Here is an 18,695-nt window from a genome sequence, read left to right as displayed (position 1 = left end):
AACAGATAAACAAATTCATCACATGTTTATCATTTTAAAAACTACCTCATGTGGAGAACTTGCATTGGTAATCGCTCTTCCAATTACAATGTAGTCAGCACCGTGTAAAAATGCCTCTTCAGGACTGGCAACTACTTTCTGATCATGAAAATCACTATTTTTAGGTCTTATTCCAGGTGTTACAACTATAAAATCATTTCCACAAAGCTCTTTAATTGTTTTTACTGAAGATACTGCAGAAACAACTCCGTTTAATCCTGCCTGTTTTGCTTTTAAAGAAAGATTTTTAACAAGACTGTCTCGAGAAATTGAAAGAGAGAAAATTTCATTTAATGCTCTTTCATCAAGGCTGGTAAGAACAGTAACTCCTAAAATCTTAGGTGGTGAAATATTTTCTTTGTAAGAGTATTCTTTTACAGCTAAAACAGCCTTTTGAATCATCTCTATACCACCAGATATATGCACAGTGAGCATATCAATCTCATATTGAAGCACAGATTTTACAGCTTTGTAAACAGTATTAGGGATGTCATGGAATTTGAGGTCAAGAAAAATTTTCTTGTCTCTTTTTTTAAGAATATTTAAAATTTCTTTACCTTCACTTAAAAAAAGCTCAAGCCCAACTTTATAAAAATTAATAAGCCCTTCAAGTTCATCAACAATCTTTAAAGCATCTTCTTTCTTTGAAAAATCAAGGGCAACTATGATACGTTCAGGGTCTATCATATCTTTGGCAAAACAATGCCCTGCTGAGCCTGATACTTTCCTTTTCTGTCAGCATAGGAGACTTCGCATTCTTCCTCAGCCTTTAAGAATATTAGCTGAGCGATTCCCTCATTGGCATAGATCTTTGCAGGAAGTGGTGTTGTATTTGATATCTCTATAGTTAAAAAGCCTTCCCAGCAGTTACTTGACCAGCATGCTTTTCCGTTTCTTCTTACATATAATGTATGATTTGGAACAGTCACATCATAGACATAATCATCATAGGGAACCTTGCTGAATGAGCTTTTATAAATTTTTGGCGTTAAATGTTTTTTTGAAATTCTTATTTTGTATATATCATGATCGCTCTTAACGATGTGATCTTTTAAGAATCTCTCTTTATGAGTTTCTTTCGGAATTTTTCTTATTATTGCTGCCCAGCCTGCTTTTAAAATAAGTTCCTGTAAATCGTCAGCAAGTCTCTTTGATGATGTTGTAAATGTCTCTGTCTGCATATTTCCATCGCCAAACATAAAAGCAGAAAGAAAAATTCTTATCTGTCTACTACTTAATTCCTTAATAAATTGTGGAACAAATTTTTCATGGGCTTTGCCAAACTGCATAAGATAGGAGGCAAGCTGTTTACTATTACACTGAAAGCCTGTATCTGTTTCAATAAAATGAAAGGGTAAACTTTCAAGCCACTCCTTTACAATCTGTCTATTCTTTCCAAAGCATGCTAATTTAACTATATAATTGCCATCTTTTCCTTTATAGGCACTTCCTTCAGCAAGCCATAAACCAAAAAATCTTAGCCAATCATCCATTTTTATTCTTAATGGAGGTAAATACTCGGGGATGGGGTCATATTTTATTTTTTTCCATAAATTAATTCCAACACTGTGACCTTTTATAATCTTCCTGCTCTTTTTCTTTTCAACAAAACCCTGTTCATAAAGTTTCTCCAGATGATATAAAAATGTTCTTTCAGAAACAGTAACTTCACAGGCTTTGTAAAGTTCTTCAGTCTCCATATAATCTCCATCAAGACATGTGAGAATTTTATTTCTTATTCTACATCCTCTTTTTTCTATGCTATCAAGCTCTATTGATGGTAGCTCAAAATAATCCACATCAGGAGCATTCCAAAGGCAGTCTCTTTTTAATTCGTAGTTATATTTTCCGTATAGCTTTTCTGCAGGTATAAACTCAAAGTAATTTTTATACTTATTTTTAACATACAACAAATGGGCGGGTGTAACCAAAAGATCAATATTTCTTCCTCTAATATGAATCATCTCACCGGTAAATCTAAATTTTTGCATTTTTAAAATGGGCTGATACTCTAAAACTCCATCTCTATTTATCGTTGCAACAGTCTCATCTCCTCTTAGATCGGCAAATTTTTTCCAGCCTTCCAGTGTCAAAACTTCTGTTTCCTTATCATAACAGGGCTCTAAGGGTGTTACATTTACGATAATTCCGCATCTTGCGTAGGTTGACTTTCCAATGCATATTACTAACACATCTCTTGGAATTCTGAAATACTCTACAGAACGGGCAAGAGCAAAAGAATTCGGAGGAATTATGCATACTTCTCCCTTAAACTCAACAAAGCTTTTTGGGTCAAAATTTTTGGGATCCACCACTGTGTTGTTTATGTTGGTAAATATCTTAAACTCATCGGCAACTCTCATGTCATAGCCATAGGAACTTACACCAAAAGAAATAACACCTTCTCTTACAAGTCCTTCTTCAAAAGGTTCAATCATTCCTTTACGAGCCATCTGTTTTATCCATCTGTCATTTCTTACCATAGGTCCTACTCCCTTTCATCAATTGTATTTCTTATTTTAAGTAAAATCTCCTCAGGAGATACTGTTTTCTCAACAGAAACAACATCTTTAAGTTGCACTGGATGACCGCTCATTATGATAACCTTTGCCTCTGGTTTTATTTTCTTAATATGTCTCATAACCTCAATCCCTGGAATCCCCGGCATAACAAGGTCAATAAGACAGAGGTCAATCTCGTCCTTGTATTTTTCATAAAGCTCTAAAGCTTCCTGCCCATTTTTAGCTTCATAAACAGCGTAACCGTATTCTTTAAGAAAGGATGAGACAAATCCTCTTGTCTGCTCATCATCATCAACAACAAGAATCGTCTCTTTACCCTTTAAAAGTTCAGGCTTTATGGAGTGTTTTGGTTTTCTGTCTTTTACCGGTAAATATATCTTAAATGTTGTTCCTTTGCCAGGCTCACTGTAAACATGGATGTGTCCATCATACTGCCTTACAAGCCCAAAAACTGTAGAAAGTCCCAAACCTGTTCCTTTTCCTTTTGGTTTTGTTGTGAAAAAGGGCTCAAATATTTTTTGTTTTGTCCCTTCATCCATTCCTGTTCCTGTATCAGACACGCATATGAGAACATAATCCCCAGGCTTTACAAGAGGATGCGTATATGAATACTCAACATCAATAAAAATTTCTTTCAGACCAATTGAAAGCTCTCCTCCTTCTGGCATTGCATCACGAGCATTTGTAACGAGATTCATAAGAATTACTTCAAGATGAGTTTTATCAATTTTATAAAAAATCTCTTCCTCAGGAACATGGAGGTTTAACTTGATATCTCTCCCGATAATTGGTCTGACAAAATCTGAAAACTCCTTAAGATACTTATTTAAACTGATTTCATGAATTTCTCCAAGCTCCTCTTTTCTGCTGAATGTAAGCAGTTTTTTTGCCAGGTCTCTTGCTCTTTCACCTGCATCAATGATTTTTTCAACAAAGTTTTTAAGTGTCGGCTCTTCTATTTTTGTATGAAGAAGTCCTGCAAATCCTATTATTCCAGTAAGAATGTTATTAAACTCATGGGCAACTCTTCCTGAAAGAAATCCCAAGGATTCCATTTTTTGAGAATGAATTAACTGTTCCTGTATTCTTTTTCTTTCGGAAATATCTATAATTGAAGCAACTGATTTTTTCGTATAGGGAATCATTGCAACATTTATAAGAACATCTTTAATTTTTCCGTTTCTGTCCTTCAGTTTTGATTCATACTGCCTTGGAGCAAGAGATGGAGAGATTCTTCTTAGTTTGTGATATTCTATCATTTTTTCAAACATCTCCTCAGCAAAAAACTCTGTCCACTTCATTTTACCTTCAATTTCCTGTGTTGTATATCCCGTTAAAGACTCAAACTCTTCATTGGTGAATTCAATGGTCATGTCTTCTTCAACAACTATGATGGCAACTCCTATGGAGGAGATAATTGTCCTTTGCTGTTCATAAAGATGAAGAATTTCTTCATCCTGTTTTTTAATGTCACTGATAAATTTCATGAATGTTTCTTTTTGTTTATTAATCAACTGACCGAGCATCCTTACAATTTCAATCTTTGAGTCCTCTGAAGCAGTTGCTGTGAAGTCTCCCTCATGAAGCCTTCTTAAAACATCAAAATGCTCACAGATGCCAATTGCAAGCTCATGATTGAGATTTATCAAATCTTCTATTTCCTGAGAAAGCTTATTTATGGAATCAATCAGTCTCTGAACAGCATATCTCTGAACTTTTATTTCTATCTTCTGTGATGTATCTCCTTTTGAAATGTTTTCAAGAACGTTAGAGCATAAATGTAAGATTTCACTTAAACTATGCCCATATTCACAGAAAAAGTTCTGACAATTAAGAAAACCACCATATTGGCAGGGGTGCTTTTCCATCACTAAATCCTTATTGTCACCTTAAGTTTATTTCCCTGTTTTTCTATGTTAAGTATGGGTTTTCCAAGTTTTTGGCACCATGCCTTTATATCTTTTTCAAAGGTAGGACAATCTCCGATTACTTCAATAATTTCACCCTGCTTGAACTGAGGATATTGAGCACTTAATTTTAATATAGGATAAGGACATTTTAGTCCGCTGTAGTCTAAGACTCTGTCTGCCAACTTTTTTCCTGTTCCTCCATCTCCTTAAATATTTTCTCAAAAATTTTCAGAGCTTCTTCTGCCTCTGCTGGTTCCATCTTATTTATTGCAAAGCCTGCATGAACCAAAACATACTCACCAATTTTTGGTTCCTCAGGAAGCAACATTAAACTGACCTGTTTTTTTAATCCCATTACATCAACAGTAGCCATAGGACCATCAATCTCTATTATTTTTGATGGGACTGCAAGACACATTTTATCCCCCAGCCTTGTAATATTTTTATAACTTCTTCAATTAGTTCATTTAGTTTAACAGTCAGAGTAGGTGTAAGGTCAAGACCGAGGTCAATGCTTTCTGGTTGAATTCCTACTAAAACTAATTCTTCAGGCATGTAACCCATCAGTCTTGCCACTTCAATTAAATCCTGAACTCCTACATGATGAACAGAAAGTTTTGTCTTAAGATATGGCGGAATTTCTTCTCCTTTTAATACTTTTATAAAACCAGGCTCTTTATGGAAATTTACCACATCAACAAGCAATATTTTATTGAATCTTTCAATATAAGGAAGCAGATCCAGTCCAAGTGTTCCCCCATCAATTATTTCTATTTGAGGGTCAAATTGATATTCTTTTTTTAGTATTTCAGCTACCTTTGGACCAACTCCCTCATCCTGCATAAGTATATTTCCAACTCCAATTACACAGACATCCATTTTCTCCCTCCTAACCCAATAAAAAACCCTCCCACACGGGGAGGGTTTATATTTTTTAAACTTTAAACTTTAGACCTTGAATATTATTCCTCCCTGACCTCAATCATATGCATACCACATGCCATGCAAGGGTCAAATGAATGGATTGTTCTCAAAAGCTCAAGAGGCTGTTTTGAGTCTGCAACAGGTGTTCCAACAAGTGCTTCTTCCACTGGACCTCTTACTCCTTTGTGGTCTCTTGGTGAAAGATTCCATGTGGAAGGAACAACCATCTGGTAATTTTCAATCTTTTTGTTTTTAATCACTATATAATGGGAAAGAGCACCACGAGGCGCATCATGCCATCCCATACCTTTTGCCTCTGCAGGCCAGGTTTTTGGATCCCACTTTTCTGTGTTTGCAATTTTGTAATCGCCATTTTTAATGTTGGCTGCAAGCTCACTTATGAAATCCTTTATCTTGTATGCTGTTACCAGAGCTATAATTCCCCTTGCTGCAGTTCTTCCAAGAGTTGAAAACAGAGCTTCAGGACCTACGCCAAGTTTTTTCATAACCATATCTGCCACTTCTTTTACTTCCTTGTGTCCAGATGCATATGCAACAAGGACCCTTGCAAGAGGTCCAACTTCCATTGGCAGTTCCTCATATCTTGGTGCTTTACCCCAGCTGTATTTACCGTCTACATTGAGGTATTCATAGGGTGGCTTTGGACCTGTATAATTTGGTGTGGTCTCGCCATCCCATGGATGAAGTCCTACTTTGTCTCCTTTTGAATAGGTATAGTAGGAACGAGTTACATATTCCAGAATCTTTTTGTGGTCAAGTGGGTATACTTCTTTGAGGTTCTTATTCTTGATAACTCCAGCTGGTAACCAGAGTTTTCCATTTGCCTCTGGATATTCACCGCAGGCGAGGAAATTCACATTTCCACCATAATTTGCCCAGTCTTTGTAGAATGAAGCAATAGCAAGAAGGTCTGGTATATATACTTTCTCTACAAACTCGATTCCCATATCAGCGTATTTATTAAGAGCAGCAATTGTTCCAGCATTAATTGCATTCTGGCTATCTGGGTCAATAGGAATTGCCATTCCACCAACAAGGAAGGTCTGGGGATGTGGATTTTTGGCACCAAGTATTGCCATCATCTTTATTACTTCTTTTTGCCAGTCAAGAGCTTCAAGATAATGGGCTACAGCAAGCAGGTTTGCCTCTGGCGGAAGTTTATAAGCTGGATGTCCCCAGTATCCATTGCTAAATATTCCAAGCTGTCCTCTCTCTACAAAAGCTTTAAGCTTGTCCTGAACAGCCTTGAAGTAGGTTGTTGAATTATTGGGCCATGAAGATATACTTTTTGCAAGTTCTGATGTTTTTGCAGGGTCTGCCTTTAATGCTGAGACCACATCAACCCAGTCAAGAGCATGGAGGTGATAAAAATGAATCACATGGTCCTGTACACATTGATTTCCCATTATGAGATTTCTAATAAGGTCAGCGTTTCTTGGAACTTTGATTTTTAAAGCATCCTCTACTGCTCTAATTGATGCAATTGCATGAACAGTAGTGCAGACACCGCAAAGTCTCTGTACAAAAACCCATGCTTCTCTTGGGTCTCTTCCTTTAAGTATTATTTCTATTCCACGCCACATTGTGCAGGATGAATAGGCGTCTTTTACTTTACCATCGGAGACAACTGCTTCACATCTTAAATGTCCTTCAATTCTTGTTACTGGATCAATTACTAATCTTGCCATACATGCCCCCTTTATTTATTCCTTATTTTCTTTTTTGGTTAATCCGGCTACTGCCATGGCACCAAGTCCAATCTTGGATGCCTTTGCAAAAAAGCCATCTTTATTTTCAACTCCTGCATAGAATGGAGCATTAGCATCCCAGAATTTTGGCTCAGAACAGGCTACACAGGGATGTCCAGCCATAACAGGCCAGCTTGTACCATCATTCCATCTTATAGTTGGACAGTTGTGATAGGCAAAAGGACCTTTACAGCCCAATTCATAGAGGCACCAGCCAAGCCTGTGACCTTTATCACCCCATGATTTTGCAAACTCACCGGTATCAAAATGTCCTCTTCTTTCACAGTTCTCATGAATAAGTATTCCATGGGCAAAGAGAGGTCTTCCAAGATTGTCTGTCTTGGGAAGTTTTCCAAAGGTAAGGAAGTAAACTACTGTGGCAGTAAAGTTTTCCACATTAAGTGGACAACCTGGAAGATTAATTACTGGTTTATCCTTAATAATGTCTCTTACACCAACAGCACCTGTTGGATTTGGTTTTGCTGCTGGAATTCCACCATAGGTTGCACAGGTTCCTATAGCAATGATTGCTGCTGCGTCCTTTGCCACTTCTTTAAGAATATCAACAGCTGCCCTGCCGCCGATGCAACAGTAAAGTCCTCCATCTTTTGTGGGAATAGCTCCCTCTACAACCACAAGGTATTTACCCTTGTATTTTTTGATTGCATCATGAAGGGATTTTTCAGCCTGATGTCCTGCAGCTGCCATGATTGTTTCATGGTATTCAAGGGATACCACATCAAGAACAATCTGACCAATTGTTGGTTTTGTTGCCCTGAGCACACTTTCAGAGCATCCTGTGCAGTCCTGAAAGTGTAGCCAGACAACAACAGGTTTTTCCTTTTTCTCCATTGCCTCTGCGATCTTTGGAACAAATGAAGAGGAAAGTCCTAAAACTGCTGCGGTAGAAGCGCAAAATTTAAGGAAATCTCTTCTTGAAACCCCTTTACGTACCAATCCTTCATAGATTGTTTCTCTTTCCATACATGCCCCCTGAAAAGATTTTTTTCGTAGTGAAAGTTTATAATTTTTTTTTGAATTTGTCAAGAGGTTTTTTATGGATGTGAAGCAATTTTAAACTTAATTATTTTCAGAGATCAAAATTTTTACCTTTGTTCCCTTATTAACCTCGCTTTCAATGTTAAGCTGCCAGCCATGAGCTAAAACAAGATGTTTAACTATTGCCAGTCCAAGCCCTGTTCCACCAAGCTGTCTTGAACGGGCTTTGTCAACCCTGTAAAATCTTTCTCCTATTCTATGAAGATGTTCTTTAGGGATTCCTATTCCTGTATCTTCTACTGAAATAAACTCTCTGTCATTCTCCTTGAAAAATCTTACTTTTACATAGCCTTTTTCAGTAAATTTGATAGAATTATCTATAAGATTTATTAGTATTTGAATAAATCTGTTTTTATCTGCGTAGATAAAAGTCTTTGGTGGAATCTCCTTTTCTAAAATAATTCCTTTTTTCTCTGCTTTTTCTTTAAAAATCTCAAAAACTGAATCTACTAAGCTCTCAAGCATTACTTTTTCTTTTTCAATCTTTATATCTCCAAACTCTATCCTCGATAAAGTTAATAAATCTTCTACAAGTGCATTGAGTCTTTCTGCCTGGTTTTTTATGATTTCAACAAATTTTATTGCATTTTCCTTGTCATCAAGAGCTCCGTCAAGAAGAGTTTCCGCATAGCCTTTTATAGCAGTAACAGGAGTTTTGAGTTCATGGGAAACATTGGCAACAAAATCTCTTCTGACATTTTCAAGTTGTTTAAGTCTTGTTATGTCATGAAGAAGAATTATTAAGAATAGAACATTACCTTCTGAGTCAAATACAGGCATAGCTTTAGCAAGAATATAGATATCCTTTCCTGCTTTTTTAATTTCTATTTCCTCTGCCAGGTCCTGCTTTTTACTCATAACTGAACTAATCAGATTTATTAAATCTATATTTCTCACAACTTCAATAACCTGCTTACCTTCTGGAGATTCATCTATCTTTAAAATATCCCTAAAGCTTTGATTAGCAAGCATTATGTATCCCTTTGGATTAATAATGAGAAGACCATCTGTTATTGACTTTAAGATTGTTTCAAAACTTTGAGGTGACTTGATTTGAGGAATTTCGTAAATATCTCTATTGGTCTGTAACTCCTGTATCTTTTGATAAAGGGTTTTTATTTTCGCTGAAAGTATCAAAATTATAAGAATTAAAATAAAAATCAGAAAAATTAATAATTCCACTATCATTAATCCTCAATATAGTAACCAACTCCGCGAAGAGTCTTTATATATTCTGGATTATCTGGATCATCTTCAATTTTCAAACGAAGTCTTCTTATATGGACATCAACGGTTCTTGCATCTACATAAATATCCTGTCCCCATACAGCATCAAGAAGATGGTCTCTGTTAAAAATTTTATTTGGTCTTTCTGCAAGGTATAAAAGAAGCTTAAACTCAGTTGCTGAAAGTCTTTTTGGCTGACCTTTTACTGTTACCAGATATTTTTCCTTATCTATTACCATTTCTTTTATTTTTATAATTTTCTGCTCAGAATGTGCTCGGATTGTTCTTCTTAAAACTGCTTTTGTTCTTGCCAAAAGCTCTTTTGGACTGAAAGGCTTTGTAATGTAGTCGTCTGCTCCTGCTTCCAGTCCTGTGATTTTGTCAAGCTCTTCACCTTTTGCGGTTACAATTATTATTCCTGTTTTCTGCATCTCTGGGTTATTTCTAATAATTTTGCATATCTCAAGCCCCTGAATCTTGGGTAACATGAGGTCAAGAATCACAAGGTCAAAGAAATTCTCTCTCAGTTTCTTTAAAGCTGTCTCACCATCAAGAGCTACTGAGACATCAAATTTTTCCTTTTTAAGAGTGTAAGCTATTAAATCAGCGATCTCCTTTTCGTCCTCAACAATTAAAATTTTTTCATTCATTTAAAACCTTTTTTAAATCTTCCTCTGATATTTCAAAGTTTATTTTCATTTTGCCTATTGCCTCTGGAAAGACCATTCTCAGCTTGCCTTCAATGTTCTTTTTATCAAGCAAAATGGTTTTTATCATGGCTGAGAAATCCATATTAAGGGGTAGATTTATGGGTAACCCGAAGTTTTTCAAAATATTCTTTATTCTTTCCAGACTTTCCCTGTCAAGAAAACCAAGAATGCTACTAAGTTTGGCCTCATAAACCATTCCAATTGAAATTGCCTCTCCATGAAGATAACTACTGTAACCTGTCAGAGTTTCAATGGCGTGTCCTATGGTATGTCCATAATTTAATATAGCTCTCAAGCTGCTTTCTCTTTCATCCTTTGATACAACCTCTGCTTTAATTTCACAGGCTCTTTTTATTATCTGAATTAGTATTTCCTTTTCTTTTCTTAAAATTTTTTCTTTGTTTTTATCAAGTAACTCAAAAAACTCGTTATCCCATATAATACCGTATTTTATAACCTCAGCCAGTCCTGAAATAAACTCTCTTTCTGGTAAAGTATCAAGAGTGTCAACATCAATCCATACCAGAGAAGGTTGCCAGAAACTACCAATCATGTTTTTGCCAAGAGGATGATTAACAGCTGTCTTTCCTCCAACTGAACTGTCAACTTGAGCAAGCAAGGTTGTAGGTATCTGAATATAAGGTATCCCTCTCATGTATATGGAAGCAACAAAGCCTGTTATATCTCCAATAACTCCTCCTCCTAAAGCAATCAGACAGGATTTTCTGTCAAATCCTGATTCAAGAAGTCTGGTTATAATATGATATGCCCAGAAATAGTCTTTGTAAAGCTCTCCATCGGGAATTAAAACTACATAAGGATCAAAGCCTTCTTTTTTTAGGGAAGATGTTACTTTTTCGCCATAAAGCTCAAAAATCTTTGGATTGCTGATCAGAGCTACCTTCTTTCCTATAGAGAATCTGAGTAATCTCTCTCCAATTAAAGGGATGTTCCCTCTGTCAATGAGAACTTCATAGCTTCGTTCACCAAGTTCAACTCTAAGTTTCTCCATCTCTCAACCTCTCAATTATTTTTTCTGCCACCTGCTCAGGAGTTAATCCTTCGGTGTCAATGCAAAAATCTGCTTTTTCGTAAAGAGGTTTTCTTCTGTTAAGAAGTTCCTTTATCCTTTCCTCAGGATTTTCAACCTGCAGTAAAGGTCTGTCTTTACAACCTTTCACTCTCTCAAAAATAACATTTTCTGAAGCTTTAAGGCAAAAAATCACTCCATTTTCTTTAAGCTTTTTCATATTCTCTTCTCTTAATACAACTCCACCTCCAGTGGCAATAACCTGTGAGTCTTTTTTGGTTATGAGATTTATAACTTCTGATTCAATGTCTCTGAAACGAGGCTCTCCAAATCTTGAAAATATCTCACTTATTTTCATTCCTGTGGTTTTTTCAATAACTTCATCAACATCAATGAACTTAAAACCAAGCTTTTCTGACAGAATTTTCCCAACCGAGCTCTTCCCTGTGCCCATGAATCCTATGAGAACAATGTTTTTCATGCTAAAATTAAATTATGCAATACTATTATACTAAAAATTTCATAGGACTCGGGACTGTCCTTGCTCTGGTCTTTTTCATTTTTACCACTGCCTGTGCAAAAAAGGATGTTGAATACTATAAAGTCACTGAAATCAATGATGGTGACACTGTTACCATCATTACAGGTGGTTTTTTAGGATTTTTTGTTAAAACTGAAAGAGTTCGCCTTATTGGAATAGATGCACCAGAACTTGCACAGGAACCCTGGGGAAGAAGGGCTAAAAATCATCTAAGAAAACTTATTAAGGAAAGTGACTGGCAGGTAAAAATTGAGCTTGATGTTCAACACAGAGACAGATATGGAAGAATTCTCGCATATCTTTGGGATAAACAGGGAAGAATGCTCAACTATATGATGGTAAGAGATGGATATGCTGTTATTTATACAGTTCCACCAAATGTTAAGTATGCTGAATGGCTTTTACAGGCACAAAGATTAGCAAGAGAGGAGAAAAAAGGAATATGGGGCAAAGATGGACTCACAGAGGCTCCTTCAGAGTGGAGGAAGAAGCATCCAAGAGACTAAATTATGAATCTCGGCTTTTTTAAATAGGTTTTAATTTCCTCTCCTTCTGTCTCAAATCCTCTTTTACCAAGAGCTCCGTATGTGAGTCTTTTGCCAAGCTCAACTCCTGGCTGATTGAAAGGATTAACTCCGTAAAGAAGCCCTGCCATTGCAGTTACAACCTGTAGATACTGAAAAATCTGACCAATTCTATAAGGATCAATCTTTGGAAGGATTAGTTTAAGATTTGGTTTTTTATTCATTGTTAAAGCCATTTCTGTGGCAAGCTGTTCTGTATTGATAAGTTCCTCAAGAGTATGTCCACCAAGAAATCTTAAACCTTCCAGATCATGGAACTCCTCGGGAATCTCTTCCTGATATCCATGCCTCTCAACACAGACAAAGAGGATAACCTTGTCTTCAGGACCTTCCATCCATAACTGGAGTTGAGAGTGCTGGTCTGTTGTCCCTAATGAAGGATAGGGGGTGGTTCCATTTCCTTCTTTGCCAAGGCTTTCTGCCCAGAGCTGACAGAACCACTCTGAAAGTGTTTTGAGTCTATCAGAGTAAGGAAGAAAAACAACCACTTTTCTTCCTTTAAGTTTGTCCATTAAATATAAGGACGATGCGGTAACAGCCATTGAATTTTCCTGTAATGAGGTCTTTAAAGCCCTTTCTGAGATATCTCTTGCACCTTCCAGCATTTCTTCACTCTTAATCCCAAGAATTTCGAGTAAAAATAGACCAACAGGAGAAAGAACAGAGTATCTTCCAACAACATTTTTTGGAATTGAAAGACAGGGTATTTCATACTCATTAGCAATTATTCTTAAATTCCCTTTTTCTGGGTCTGTGGTAAATACAAAGTGCTCATTTACTTCAAGTTTTCTGTCTCTTATTAGTTTCCAGAGAATCAAAAAGGAGGCTAAAGTTTCTGAAGTAGCTCCAGACTTTGATACAACATTTATAAGAGTTCTATTTAAATCAACTGTTTCAATAATGTTTTTAAATGTTACAGGATCAACATTATCATAAATAAAAATCTTAGGTTTTCTCTTAAGATTATGCATGGGGCTGAGTGATTCAACTATAACCTTAGGACCAAGTGCACTTCCTCCTATTCCAAGAAGTATAAAATATTCATAATCTCTTGCTTTTTTAGCAAGCTCTTTAATCATGGTTAGGTCTTGCCTGTATATATCCAAAAATTCAAGTTCTTTATATGGCATTTCTGAAAATAAACTTATTGCCTTTTTAGCAGTAGACTCAACCTCAGAAGCAGAAAGCCCATTGTCTCCTATCTGTTCATATAAAATATTGGAAAAATCTAATTTAACCACCTCTGCCTCCTTTCTTTGAAAAATAGGCTACTACAAAAACTATCAAAACAGATAAAATAATAATCGTTGCTAAAACCTTTGTAATTTTGAATGCCATAATTACAAGAAGTGCAAGAGCAAGAAGAAGGTATAACTGCCAGCTCAAGATTTTTGCCCCCTGATGAATAAATAAGCCTCTTTTGTAGAGATTATCAAGATAGCTATAAATCCTATCAATAATCCTTTAATACTGAACAAGCCATGAATTGCAAGGAACATTAAAAACAAGAATATGACACCAAGTTTAAGATAACTTAATCCAATCACAGTAAGCTGAAACATTGGTTTCCCAAAAAATTTCTTTACAGCCCATGCAAGCTCTCTTAAACTTAACCAGCTTATAAATCCTCCAAGAAGAACATTAAATGTAACTATCCAGTCTTGCCAGATTAAATAAGTTGCTAAAGCAAGGCTTGGTACTAAAATTAAAGTCTGCCTATTGACTCTCCTTATTACTTCCCTGTCCATCTGCTTTGTTCACCTTCCTTATAAATCTAAAAATTTCTTTTACACCTGCCACAAATCCGGCAGCTAAAAAAATCAGAGAAAACAATGGAAAAGTTTTACCAAATACAAATTTATCTATCAAATATCCAAGAACCGCTCCAATAATTACACAAAGAACGAAATTAATTCCTAAAGCTGAAGCTTCGAGAATTACCTTAAAGATGGATTTTTTAGGACTTTCCTCACTCAATGCTTCCCTCACATTCTGATAATACAAACTCTTTTAAAAAAGTTGCAACCTCTTTGTAAAAATCAGTTTTTGCTTTTTCATACAAAGTATCACAAAACAGAGGAATCCATTCACAGAGTCTTCTAAGAAACTCAATCTGTAAATCTCTAAGATTTTGCTCAATCAGATAGCTCATAAAGAGAAGTTCTACTGATATATGATCATGTGGAAGGTCTATTTCTTCATCTATGGCAACTCCAGCAGTCCAGTAAAAATGCTGAACATCCTTAAGTTCAAAACTTACAGGAACATCTTTGTAAATTTCTGATAGATAAAATCCTTCATAGTTTGGAACTTCACCTTCCACAAACAACTCTATATAATCATCACAAATCTCTTCATAGGTATCATTAACTGAGATTTCAGCAATGCTCTTAAAATCCTCAATATGTTCAATTTGAGGAATTGCCATAAATAGATAAGCCAAAAGTCGGTAAACTTCTGCTCTTTCTAAGTCCACAGGGTCAAGAAAGTTCATAGCTTTTTAAAAACTTCATAAGCTGCTTTTACAGTTTTTTCGATATCTTTTTGAGTATGGGCAAGTGAGATAAAACCTGCTTCAAACTGAGATGGTGCAATATAGACTCCTCGCTCAAGCATCCCCCAGAAAAACTTTTTAAACTTTTCAGTATCAGAAGTTTTAGCTGTCCGAGCATCAATAACATCAGTTTCAGTAAAATAAGTACAGAACATTGTTCCTGCTCTGTAAAATTTAACTTTTATGCCTGCTCTTTTGGCAGCATCTTTTAGCCCTTCTTCAAGATGCTGCATAATTTTGTCAAGCTTTTTATATGTTGAAGCTTTTGAAAGAATCTTTAGTGTTTCAATCCCTGCTGAGACTGCAAGAGGATTTCCAGAAAGTGTTCCAGCCTGATAAACTCCTCCTTCAGGTGCAACAAAGCTCATTATCTCCTTTTTACCTCCATAGGCACCAACAGGAAGCCCTCCTCCAATAACCTTTCCAAGACATGTTAAATCAGGTTTAATTCCAAAATAAGACTGCGCTCCACCAAAGGAAACTCTAAATCCTGTCATAACCTCGTCAAAAATTAGAACTATTTCGTATTTCTCTGTTTCCTCTCTTAAGGCTTCCAGAAACTCCTGTCTTGGCAGGATACATCCCATATTCCCTATAACAGGCTCTAAAATCACACAGGCAATTTCTTTTCCGTGCTCCTTTAAAGTTGCCCTGAAAGCTTCTATATCATTAAAGGGTAAAACAATTGTCTCCTTAGTATAAGAAACAGGCACTCCAAGACTGTCTGGAATTCCAAAGGTAGCTCCACCTGAGCCAGCTGAAACCAGAAGTCCATCAACATGACCATGGTAGCATCCTTCAAACTTTATAACCTTATCTCTCTTTGTAAAGCCTCTTGCCAGTCTTATAGCAGACATGGTAGCTTCTGTTCCTGAATTAACCATGCGGATTTTTTCAATTGATGGGAAAGCTTTTTTTACAAGCTTTGCAAGTTCAATTTCCAGCTCAGTTGGTGCACCATAGCTCGTTCCCCTTTCAACTGCTTTTTTCAAAGCCTTTACAACTGCTGGATGGGCATGTCCAAGAATAAGAGGACCCCAGGAAAGAACATAGTCTATGTATTCATTTCCGTCAACATCATAGATTTTTGAACCCTTTGCTTTTGCTATGAATAATGGATTGCCTCCTACTGCTTTGAACGCTCTTACAGGGCTGTTGACTCCTCCTGGCATAAGTGTGAGAGCTTTTTTATAGAGTTTCTGAGATTTTTTAGTTTTCATCTTTACCTCCAAATTTTTATTTCAATAAAAAAATAACAAAAAACTCAATAAAATCTCAATTATGGTATAATTAGTTATGACAAAAAAAGCACTTGTTATTGATGACAACGAACTTGTTAGAGACACACTAAAAGCAATGCTTGAATTTCTTGACTTTGAAGTTGCAGTTGCTAAAAATGGAGAGGAAGCTCTTGAAAAATTCAAATCTTCTGATAAACCATTTGATGTTGTCTTTGTAGATCTTGTTATGCCAGGCATTTCTGGTATAGAGGTTATGCAAAAAATTAGAGAGATTTCATCTCAGGTAAAAGCAATAATATCAAGCGGATACTCTAATAATTCATCTATTACTGAATATGAAAAAATAGGTTTTAAAGGCATTCTCAATAAACCCTACACACTTGATGAACTTAAGGAAATTCTAAAAAAATTAAATATTCTCTGATGCCGGAATATATATTCTAAATGTTGTTCCCTTACCTACAGTGCTTTCAACTTCTATTTTACCTTCCATTTTTTCTACTATGCTCTTAACAATACTTAATCCAAGCCCTTTACCTTCTTTTTTCATCGTAAAGAAAGGATCAAATATTTTATCAATGTATTCTTCAGGAATTCCAGGACCTGAATCAGTTATTGTGATACAAACATATTTGCCTTTTTTTAAATCCCTTATTTCCCCGTCATTGTTGATATTTTTAAGCTGGATTCTGATATCACCCTCATTATTCATGGCCTGTTTTGCATTCATTAAGATATTTTGAAATACCCTGTAGAGTTGTGCGCTGTCAGCATAAATGGGCAACAAAGAAGGCTCTGATTCAATTGTATAATTTATTTTACTCTCACCTAAAACAAAGGCTGCCGAAGTTTTAACTATATCTTCAACACTAATTTTTTCTCTTTTTGAAACAAGATCAGGGCTTAAGTCTCTCAATTGTTCAATAATTGTGCTCATCATCTTTGTCGCCTCTAACATTTTTTCTATATTTCTTTTTTTATCTTCTGAAGTCTCAAGTTCTCTGAGCAAAGAAAGATTGCCTGTAAGCACCATAAGATAGTTATTAAAATCATGAACAATTCCAGCAGAAATCTTTGTAATTACATTTAATCTTTCCAATCTTTTTGCCATTTCCTGCCTTTGTATTATTTCTGTAGCATCCTTAATTGTTATTACATCACCAAATTTAACTCCCTTTATAGCTATTGGATTTTCGCTATGAATAACAGGAATTTCCTTTCCCTTATATTTTAAAATCTTAAATTCCGGGTTTTCATGAGCCTTAAAAGATAGTTCTGTAATATTTTCTTTTTCCTCTTCAGAAATATCTAAAATTCTCATTGCTTCTTTATTTAGGTATTTTATTTTGCCTGAAGTATCAGTATAAATTATTCCTGTATCCATTGCATCAAAGGCAATTCTTTTTTCCTCAACTTCTTCAGCAAGATTAAGGAAAATGTTTCTTACTCTTTCAAAACCTCTTACGGTAAAATAATGAGAGACAAAGGCAAGTATGATCAAACCAGCAAATAGAAAGGCTTTATAATTTTCATATAATGAAAGATTTAAAAAACTTGCAAGATACCAATCTTCTGCAAGTTTCCATTTAATAATCTGCCATTTTTCCCCTTTAAAATCCTCGAAAACATCTTCGCCTATCTGTTTAAATTCTGTCGGTAAAAGTTTATCATTGCCGAATATTTTTTCTCTGTAAATTCTGTTGATCTCCTCTTCTGCAGTATTAAAAATTAATCTATTTCTTAACTCTGGCCTTCCTATCAGAATACCACCTGAAGAATGCATTACAAAAGCATTTTCCATGGCAATCTGCTTTTTAAAATTCTCACTTATCTCAAATTGAAAAACAAGTACACCTATTATTCTGTCTTTATCATAAATCGGGTAGGAAACTTTTATATCATCTCTTCCTGTATAAATTCCTCTTGCCAAGAAAACCGAAAGATTTCCATTAATTGATTCTCTGAAATACTTCCTCATACTAACATTTTCATTTATAATAATTTCTTTGTATTCTGCAGAGCTGGCTTTTACATACCCATTTTTATCTACAAAAAACATCAAATCCGTATCAAGACTTTGATTGAGATAGGAAAGATATTTGTCAAGTTGTTCGGTTTTTCTTATGGCAAAGTTTTTAAATTCTTCTGAAGTGGCGATAATTTTTATAAAATCGCTGTAAAACTTAATTTTATCCTTAACTTCAAGAGAAATTCTCTGTAAAGTTAATTCTTTATGATAGGCATCCATATTTTTTTTGTCTTCAATAAACTTCAGGGAAAAATAAAATAAAACGGTAGTGTAAAATTTTTTATGTGTAAAATTGACAGAGCAATAAAAGAGGGTGTATCCTCCATTAAATTACCCAAAAATCAAACAAAGAAAGGAGGAATACACCCATGAAAGAAAAACCTTTAACTAATTTAAGGTTACCAGATTTATGGAAAGAATTCAACAGAAATTTTAATGAATCTTTCTGGGAAGAACTTGAACAAAGAATGAAGTTAATGAAGAAAAAGTTTATTGAATTAGCATTACAAGAGGAGATAACAGCACTTACAGGGGCTCAAAAATATGAAAGAACCCC

At 35.4% G+C, this 18,695-nt stretch carries 21 protein-coding genes and 3 pseudogenes; 3 read left to right on the top strand and 21 right to left on the bottom strand.

The features are described 5' to 3' along the window. Positions 1-18: 18 nt before the first annotated feature. The 14 genes and pseudogenes from pyrF to TAGGR_RS04090 all read right to left on the bottom strand — a co-directional run bounded on the left by pyrF (position 19) and on the right by TAGGR_RS04090 (position 11,671). A complete protein-coding gene (gene pyrF / locus TAGGR_RS04145; protein ID WP_059176084.1) occupies positions 19-726 on the bottom strand; it encodes an orotidine-5'-phosphate decarboxylase in 708 nt (235 codons plus the stop codon). After that, positions 723-902 (bottom strand): annotated as a pseudogene (locus tag TAGGR_RS11155) (dCTP deaminase); the annotation flags it as partial. The pseudogene TAGGR_RS11155 and the gene pyrF, both read right to left, overlap by 4 nt. A 186-nt stretch (positions 903-1,088) precedes the next feature. Then, a pseudogene (locus TAGGR_RS11150) lies at positions 1,089-1,328 on the bottom strand (LAGLIDADG family homing endonuclease); the annotation flags it as partial. Between the two features lie 828 nt (positions 1,329-2,156). Then, positions 2,157-2,522 (bottom strand): annotated as a pseudogene (locus TAGGR_RS11075) (dCTP deaminase); the annotation flags it as partial. Positions 2,523-2,527: 5 nt separating this feature from the next. Then, the gene (locus TAGGR_RS04135; RefSeq protein WP_059176083.1) at positions 2,528-4,429 is read right to left on the bottom strand and encodes an ATP-binding protein; all 1,902 of its coding nucleotides are present in this window, start codon (positions 4,427-4,429) and stop codon (positions 2,528-2,530) included. A 2-nt stretch (positions 4,430-4,431) separates the two neighbouring features. Continuing rightward, entirely contained in the window at positions 4,432-4,653 is a 222-nt protein-coding gene (locus tag TAGGR_RS04130; RefSeq protein ID WP_059176082.1) for a sulfurtransferase TusA family protein, read from the bottom strand. Continuing rightward, a complete protein-coding gene (locus TAGGR_RS04125) occupies positions 4,635-4,889 on the bottom strand; it encodes a HypC/HybG/HupF family hydrogenase formation chaperone (protein ID WP_059176081.1) in 255 nt (84 codons plus the stop codon). Before TAGGR_RS04125 ends, TAGGR_RS04130 begins: the two co-directional genes overlap by 19 nt. After that, positions 4,862-5,350: a HyaD/HybD family hydrogenase maturation endopeptidase gene (locus tag TAGGR_RS04120; RefSeq protein ID WP_059176080.1), complete on the bottom strand. Its 489-nt coding sequence runs from the start codon at positions 5,348-5,350 to the stop codon at positions 4,862-4,864. The genes TAGGR_RS04125 and TAGGR_RS04120 overlap by 28 nt, the downstream gene beginning before the upstream one ends. 83 nt (positions 5,351-5,433) lie before the next feature. Continuing rightward, a complete protein-coding gene (locus tag TAGGR_RS04115) occupies positions 5,434-7,104 on the bottom strand; it encodes a nickel-dependent hydrogenase large subunit (RefSeq protein ID WP_059176079.1) in 1,671 nt (556 codons plus the stop codon). A 15-nt stretch (positions 7,105-7,119) separates the two neighbouring features. Then, positions 7,120-8,148, bottom strand: a complete 1,029-nt coding sequence (locus TAGGR_RS04110) for a hydrogenase small subunit (protein WP_059176078.1) — start codon at positions 8,146-8,148, stop codon at positions 7,120-7,122. A gap of 96 nt (positions 8,149-8,244) precedes the next feature. After that, the gene (locus TAGGR_RS04105) at positions 8,245-9,411 is read right to left on the bottom strand and encodes a sensor histidine kinase (protein WP_059176077.1); all 1,167 of its coding nucleotides are present in this window, start codon (positions 9,409-9,411) and stop codon (positions 8,245-8,247) included. Then, positions 9,411-10,100 (bottom strand): response regulator, encoded by a 690-nt coding sequence (locus TAGGR_RS04100; protein WP_059176076.1) that lies wholly within the window; start codon positions 10,098-10,100, stop codon positions 9,411-9,413. The genes TAGGR_RS04105 and TAGGR_RS04100 overlap by 1 nt, the downstream gene beginning before the upstream one ends. Then, positions 10,093-11,172, bottom strand: a complete 1,080-nt coding sequence (aroB, locus tag TAGGR_RS04095; RefSeq protein WP_059176075.1) for a 3-dehydroquinate synthase — start codon at positions 11,170-11,172, stop codon at positions 10,093-10,095. The genes TAGGR_RS04100 and aroB overlap by 8 nt, the downstream gene beginning before the upstream one ends. Further along, the gene (locus TAGGR_RS04090) at positions 11,159-11,671 is read right to left on the bottom strand and encodes a shikimate kinase (protein WP_059176074.1); all 513 of its coding nucleotides are present in this window, start codon (positions 11,669-11,671) and stop codon (positions 11,159-11,161) included. The genes aroB and TAGGR_RS04090 overlap by 14 nt, the downstream gene beginning before the upstream one ends. Positions 11,672-11,685: 14 nt before the next feature. On the opposite strand from TAGGR_RS04090, the gene TAGGR_RS04085 reads away from it, so the two are divergent. Next, positions 11,686-12,237, top strand: coding sequence for a thermonuclease family protein (locus tag TAGGR_RS04085; RefSeq protein WP_059176073.1), 552 nt, complete (start codon positions 11,686-11,688; stop codon positions 12,235-12,237). Here TAGGR_RS04085 and TAGGR_RS04080 read toward each other — a convergent pair. Genes TAGGR_RS04080 through hemL form a run of 6 tightly spaced genes read right to left on the bottom strand, consistent with a single transcriptional unit; the run spans position 12,234 to position 16,089 of the window. Continuing rightward, positions 12,234-13,556, bottom strand: a complete 1,323-nt coding sequence (locus tag TAGGR_RS04080) for a phosphoglucose isomerase-related protein (RefSeq protein WP_059176072.1) — start codon at positions 13,554-13,556, stop codon at positions 12,234-12,236. The two genes, TAGGR_RS04085 and TAGGR_RS04080, sit on opposite strands and share 4 nt — an antisense overlap. Then, positions 13,549-13,701, bottom strand: coding sequence for a hypothetical protein (locus tag TAGGR_RS10435; protein ID WP_153000442.1), 153 nt, complete (start codon positions 13,699-13,701; stop codon positions 13,549-13,551). The genes TAGGR_RS04080 and TAGGR_RS10435 overlap by 8 nt, the downstream gene beginning before the upstream one ends. Beyond that, positions 13,698-14,063, bottom strand: coding sequence for a hypothetical protein (locus TAGGR_RS04075; protein WP_059176071.1), 366 nt, complete (start codon positions 14,061-14,063; stop codon positions 13,698-13,700). The genes TAGGR_RS10435 and TAGGR_RS04075 overlap by 4 nt, the downstream gene beginning before the upstream one ends. Next, positions 14,032-14,292 (bottom strand): AtpZ/AtpI family protein, encoded by a 261-nt coding sequence (locus tag TAGGR_RS04070; RefSeq protein WP_059176070.1) that lies wholly within the window; start codon positions 14,290-14,292, stop codon positions 14,032-14,034. The genes TAGGR_RS04075 and TAGGR_RS04070 overlap by 32 nt, the downstream gene beginning before the upstream one ends. Beyond that, entirely contained in the window at positions 14,285-14,809 is a 525-nt protein-coding gene (locus tag TAGGR_RS04065; protein ID WP_059176069.1) for a TorD/DmsD family molecular chaperone, read from the bottom strand. The genes TAGGR_RS04070 and TAGGR_RS04065 overlap by 8 nt, the downstream gene beginning before the upstream one ends. After that, positions 14,806-16,089 (bottom strand): glutamate-1-semialdehyde 2,1-aminomutase, encoded by a 1,284-nt coding sequence (gene hemL / locus TAGGR_RS04060; protein WP_059176068.1) that lies wholly within the window; start codon positions 16,087-16,089, stop codon positions 14,806-14,808. The genes TAGGR_RS04065 and hemL overlap by 4 nt, the downstream gene beginning before the upstream one ends. A 76-nt stretch (positions 16,090-16,165) precedes the next feature. Here hemL and TAGGR_RS04055 point away from each other — a divergent pair, with 76 nt between their 5' ends. Then, the gene (locus TAGGR_RS04055) at positions 16,166-16,534 is read left to right on the top strand and encodes a response regulator (protein ID WP_059176067.1); all 369 of its coding nucleotides are present in this window, start codon (positions 16,166-16,168) and stop codon (positions 16,532-16,534) included. Here TAGGR_RS04055 and TAGGR_RS04050 read toward each other — a convergent pair. Continuing rightward, complete coding sequence (locus tag TAGGR_RS04050; RefSeq protein ID WP_059176066.1) at positions 16,520-18,358, bottom strand: sensor histidine kinase; 1,839 nt, start codon at positions 18,356-18,358, stop codon at positions 16,520-16,522. The genes TAGGR_RS04055 and TAGGR_RS04050 overlap by 15 nt on opposite strands. Positions 18,359-18,507: 149 nt before the next feature. On the opposite strand from TAGGR_RS04050, the gene TAGGR_RS10625 reads away from it, so the two are divergent. Further along, positions 18,508-18,695 (top strand): hypothetical protein (locus TAGGR_RS10625; protein ID WP_153000493.1); only part of this gene is annotated, 188 nt, incomplete at its 3' end.

The sequence above is a fragment of the Thermodesulfovibrio aggregans genome (genome assembly GCF_001514535.1).
Taxonomy (GTDB): Bacteria; Nitrospirota; Thermodesulfovibrionia; order Thermodesulfovibrionales; family Thermodesulfovibrionaceae; genus Thermodesulfovibrio; species Thermodesulfovibrio aggregans.
This window is presented reverse-complemented; position numbering and strand designations above follow the sequence as displayed.

Excerpts from the sequence above, each read along its gene's own strand:
- TAGGR_RS04075 (WP_059176071.1), bottom strand. The coding sequence starts at position 14,063 with ATGGACAGGGAAGTAATAAGGAGAGTCAATAGGCAGACTTTAATTTTA.
- TAGGR_RS04110 (WP_059176078.1), bottom strand. The coding sequence starts at position 8,148 with ATGGAAAGAGAAACAATCTATGAAGGATTGGTACGTAAAGGGGTTTCA.
- TAGGR_RS04085 (WP_059176073.1), top strand. The coding sequence starts at position 11,686 with ATGCAATACTATTATACTAAAAATTTCATAGGACTCGGGACTGTCCTT.
- TAGGR_RS04050 (WP_059176066.1), bottom strand. The coding sequence starts at position 18,358 with ATGGATGCCTATCATAAAGAATTAACTTTACAGAGAATTTCTCTTGAA.
- TAGGR_RS04135 (WP_059176083.1), bottom strand. The coding sequence starts at position 4,429 with ATGGAAAAGCACCCCTGCCAATATGGTGGTTTTCTTAATTGTCAGAAC.
- aroB (WP_059176075.1), bottom strand. The coding sequence starts at position 11,172 with ATGGAGAAACTTAGAGTTGAACTTGGTGAACGAAGCTATGAAGTTCTC.
- TAGGR_RS04090 (WP_059176074.1), bottom strand. The coding sequence starts at position 11,671 with ATGAAAAACATTGTTCTCATAGGATTCATGGGCACAGGGAAGAGCTCG.
- pyrF (WP_059176084.1), bottom strand. The coding sequence starts at position 726 with ATGATAGACCCTGAACGTATCATAGTTGCCCTTGATTTTTCAAAGAAA.
- TAGGR_RS04100 (WP_059176076.1), bottom strand. The coding sequence starts at position 10,100 with ATGAATGAAAAAATTTTAATTGTTGAGGACGAAAAGGAGATCGCTGAT.
- TAGGR_RS04125 (WP_059176081.1), bottom strand. The coding sequence starts at position 4,889 with ATGTGTCTTGCAGTCCCATCAAAAATAATAGAGATTGATGGTCCTATG.
- TAGGR_RS04055 (WP_059176067.1), top strand. The coding sequence starts at position 16,166 with ATGACAAAAAAAGCACTTGTTATTGATGACAACGAACTTGTTAGAGAC.
- TAGGR_RS04105 (WP_059176077.1), bottom strand. The coding sequence starts at position 9,411 with ATGATAGTGGAATTATTAATTTTTCTGATTTTTATTTTAATTCTTATA.
- TAGGR_RS04115 (WP_059176079.1), bottom strand. The coding sequence starts at position 7,104 with ATGGCAAGATTAGTAATTGATCCAGTAACAAGAATTGAAGGACATTTA.
- TAGGR_RS04065 (WP_059176069.1), bottom strand. The coding sequence starts at position 14,809 with ATGAACTTTCTTGACCCTGTGGACTTAGAAAGAGCAGAAGTTTACCGA.
- TAGGR_RS04120 (WP_059176080.1), bottom strand. The coding sequence starts at position 5,350 with ATGGATGTCTGTGTAATTGGAGTTGGAAATATACTTATGCAGGATGAG.
- hemL (WP_059176068.1), bottom strand. The coding sequence starts at position 16,089 with ATGAAAACTAAAAAATCTCAGAAACTCTATAAAAAAGCTCTCACACTT.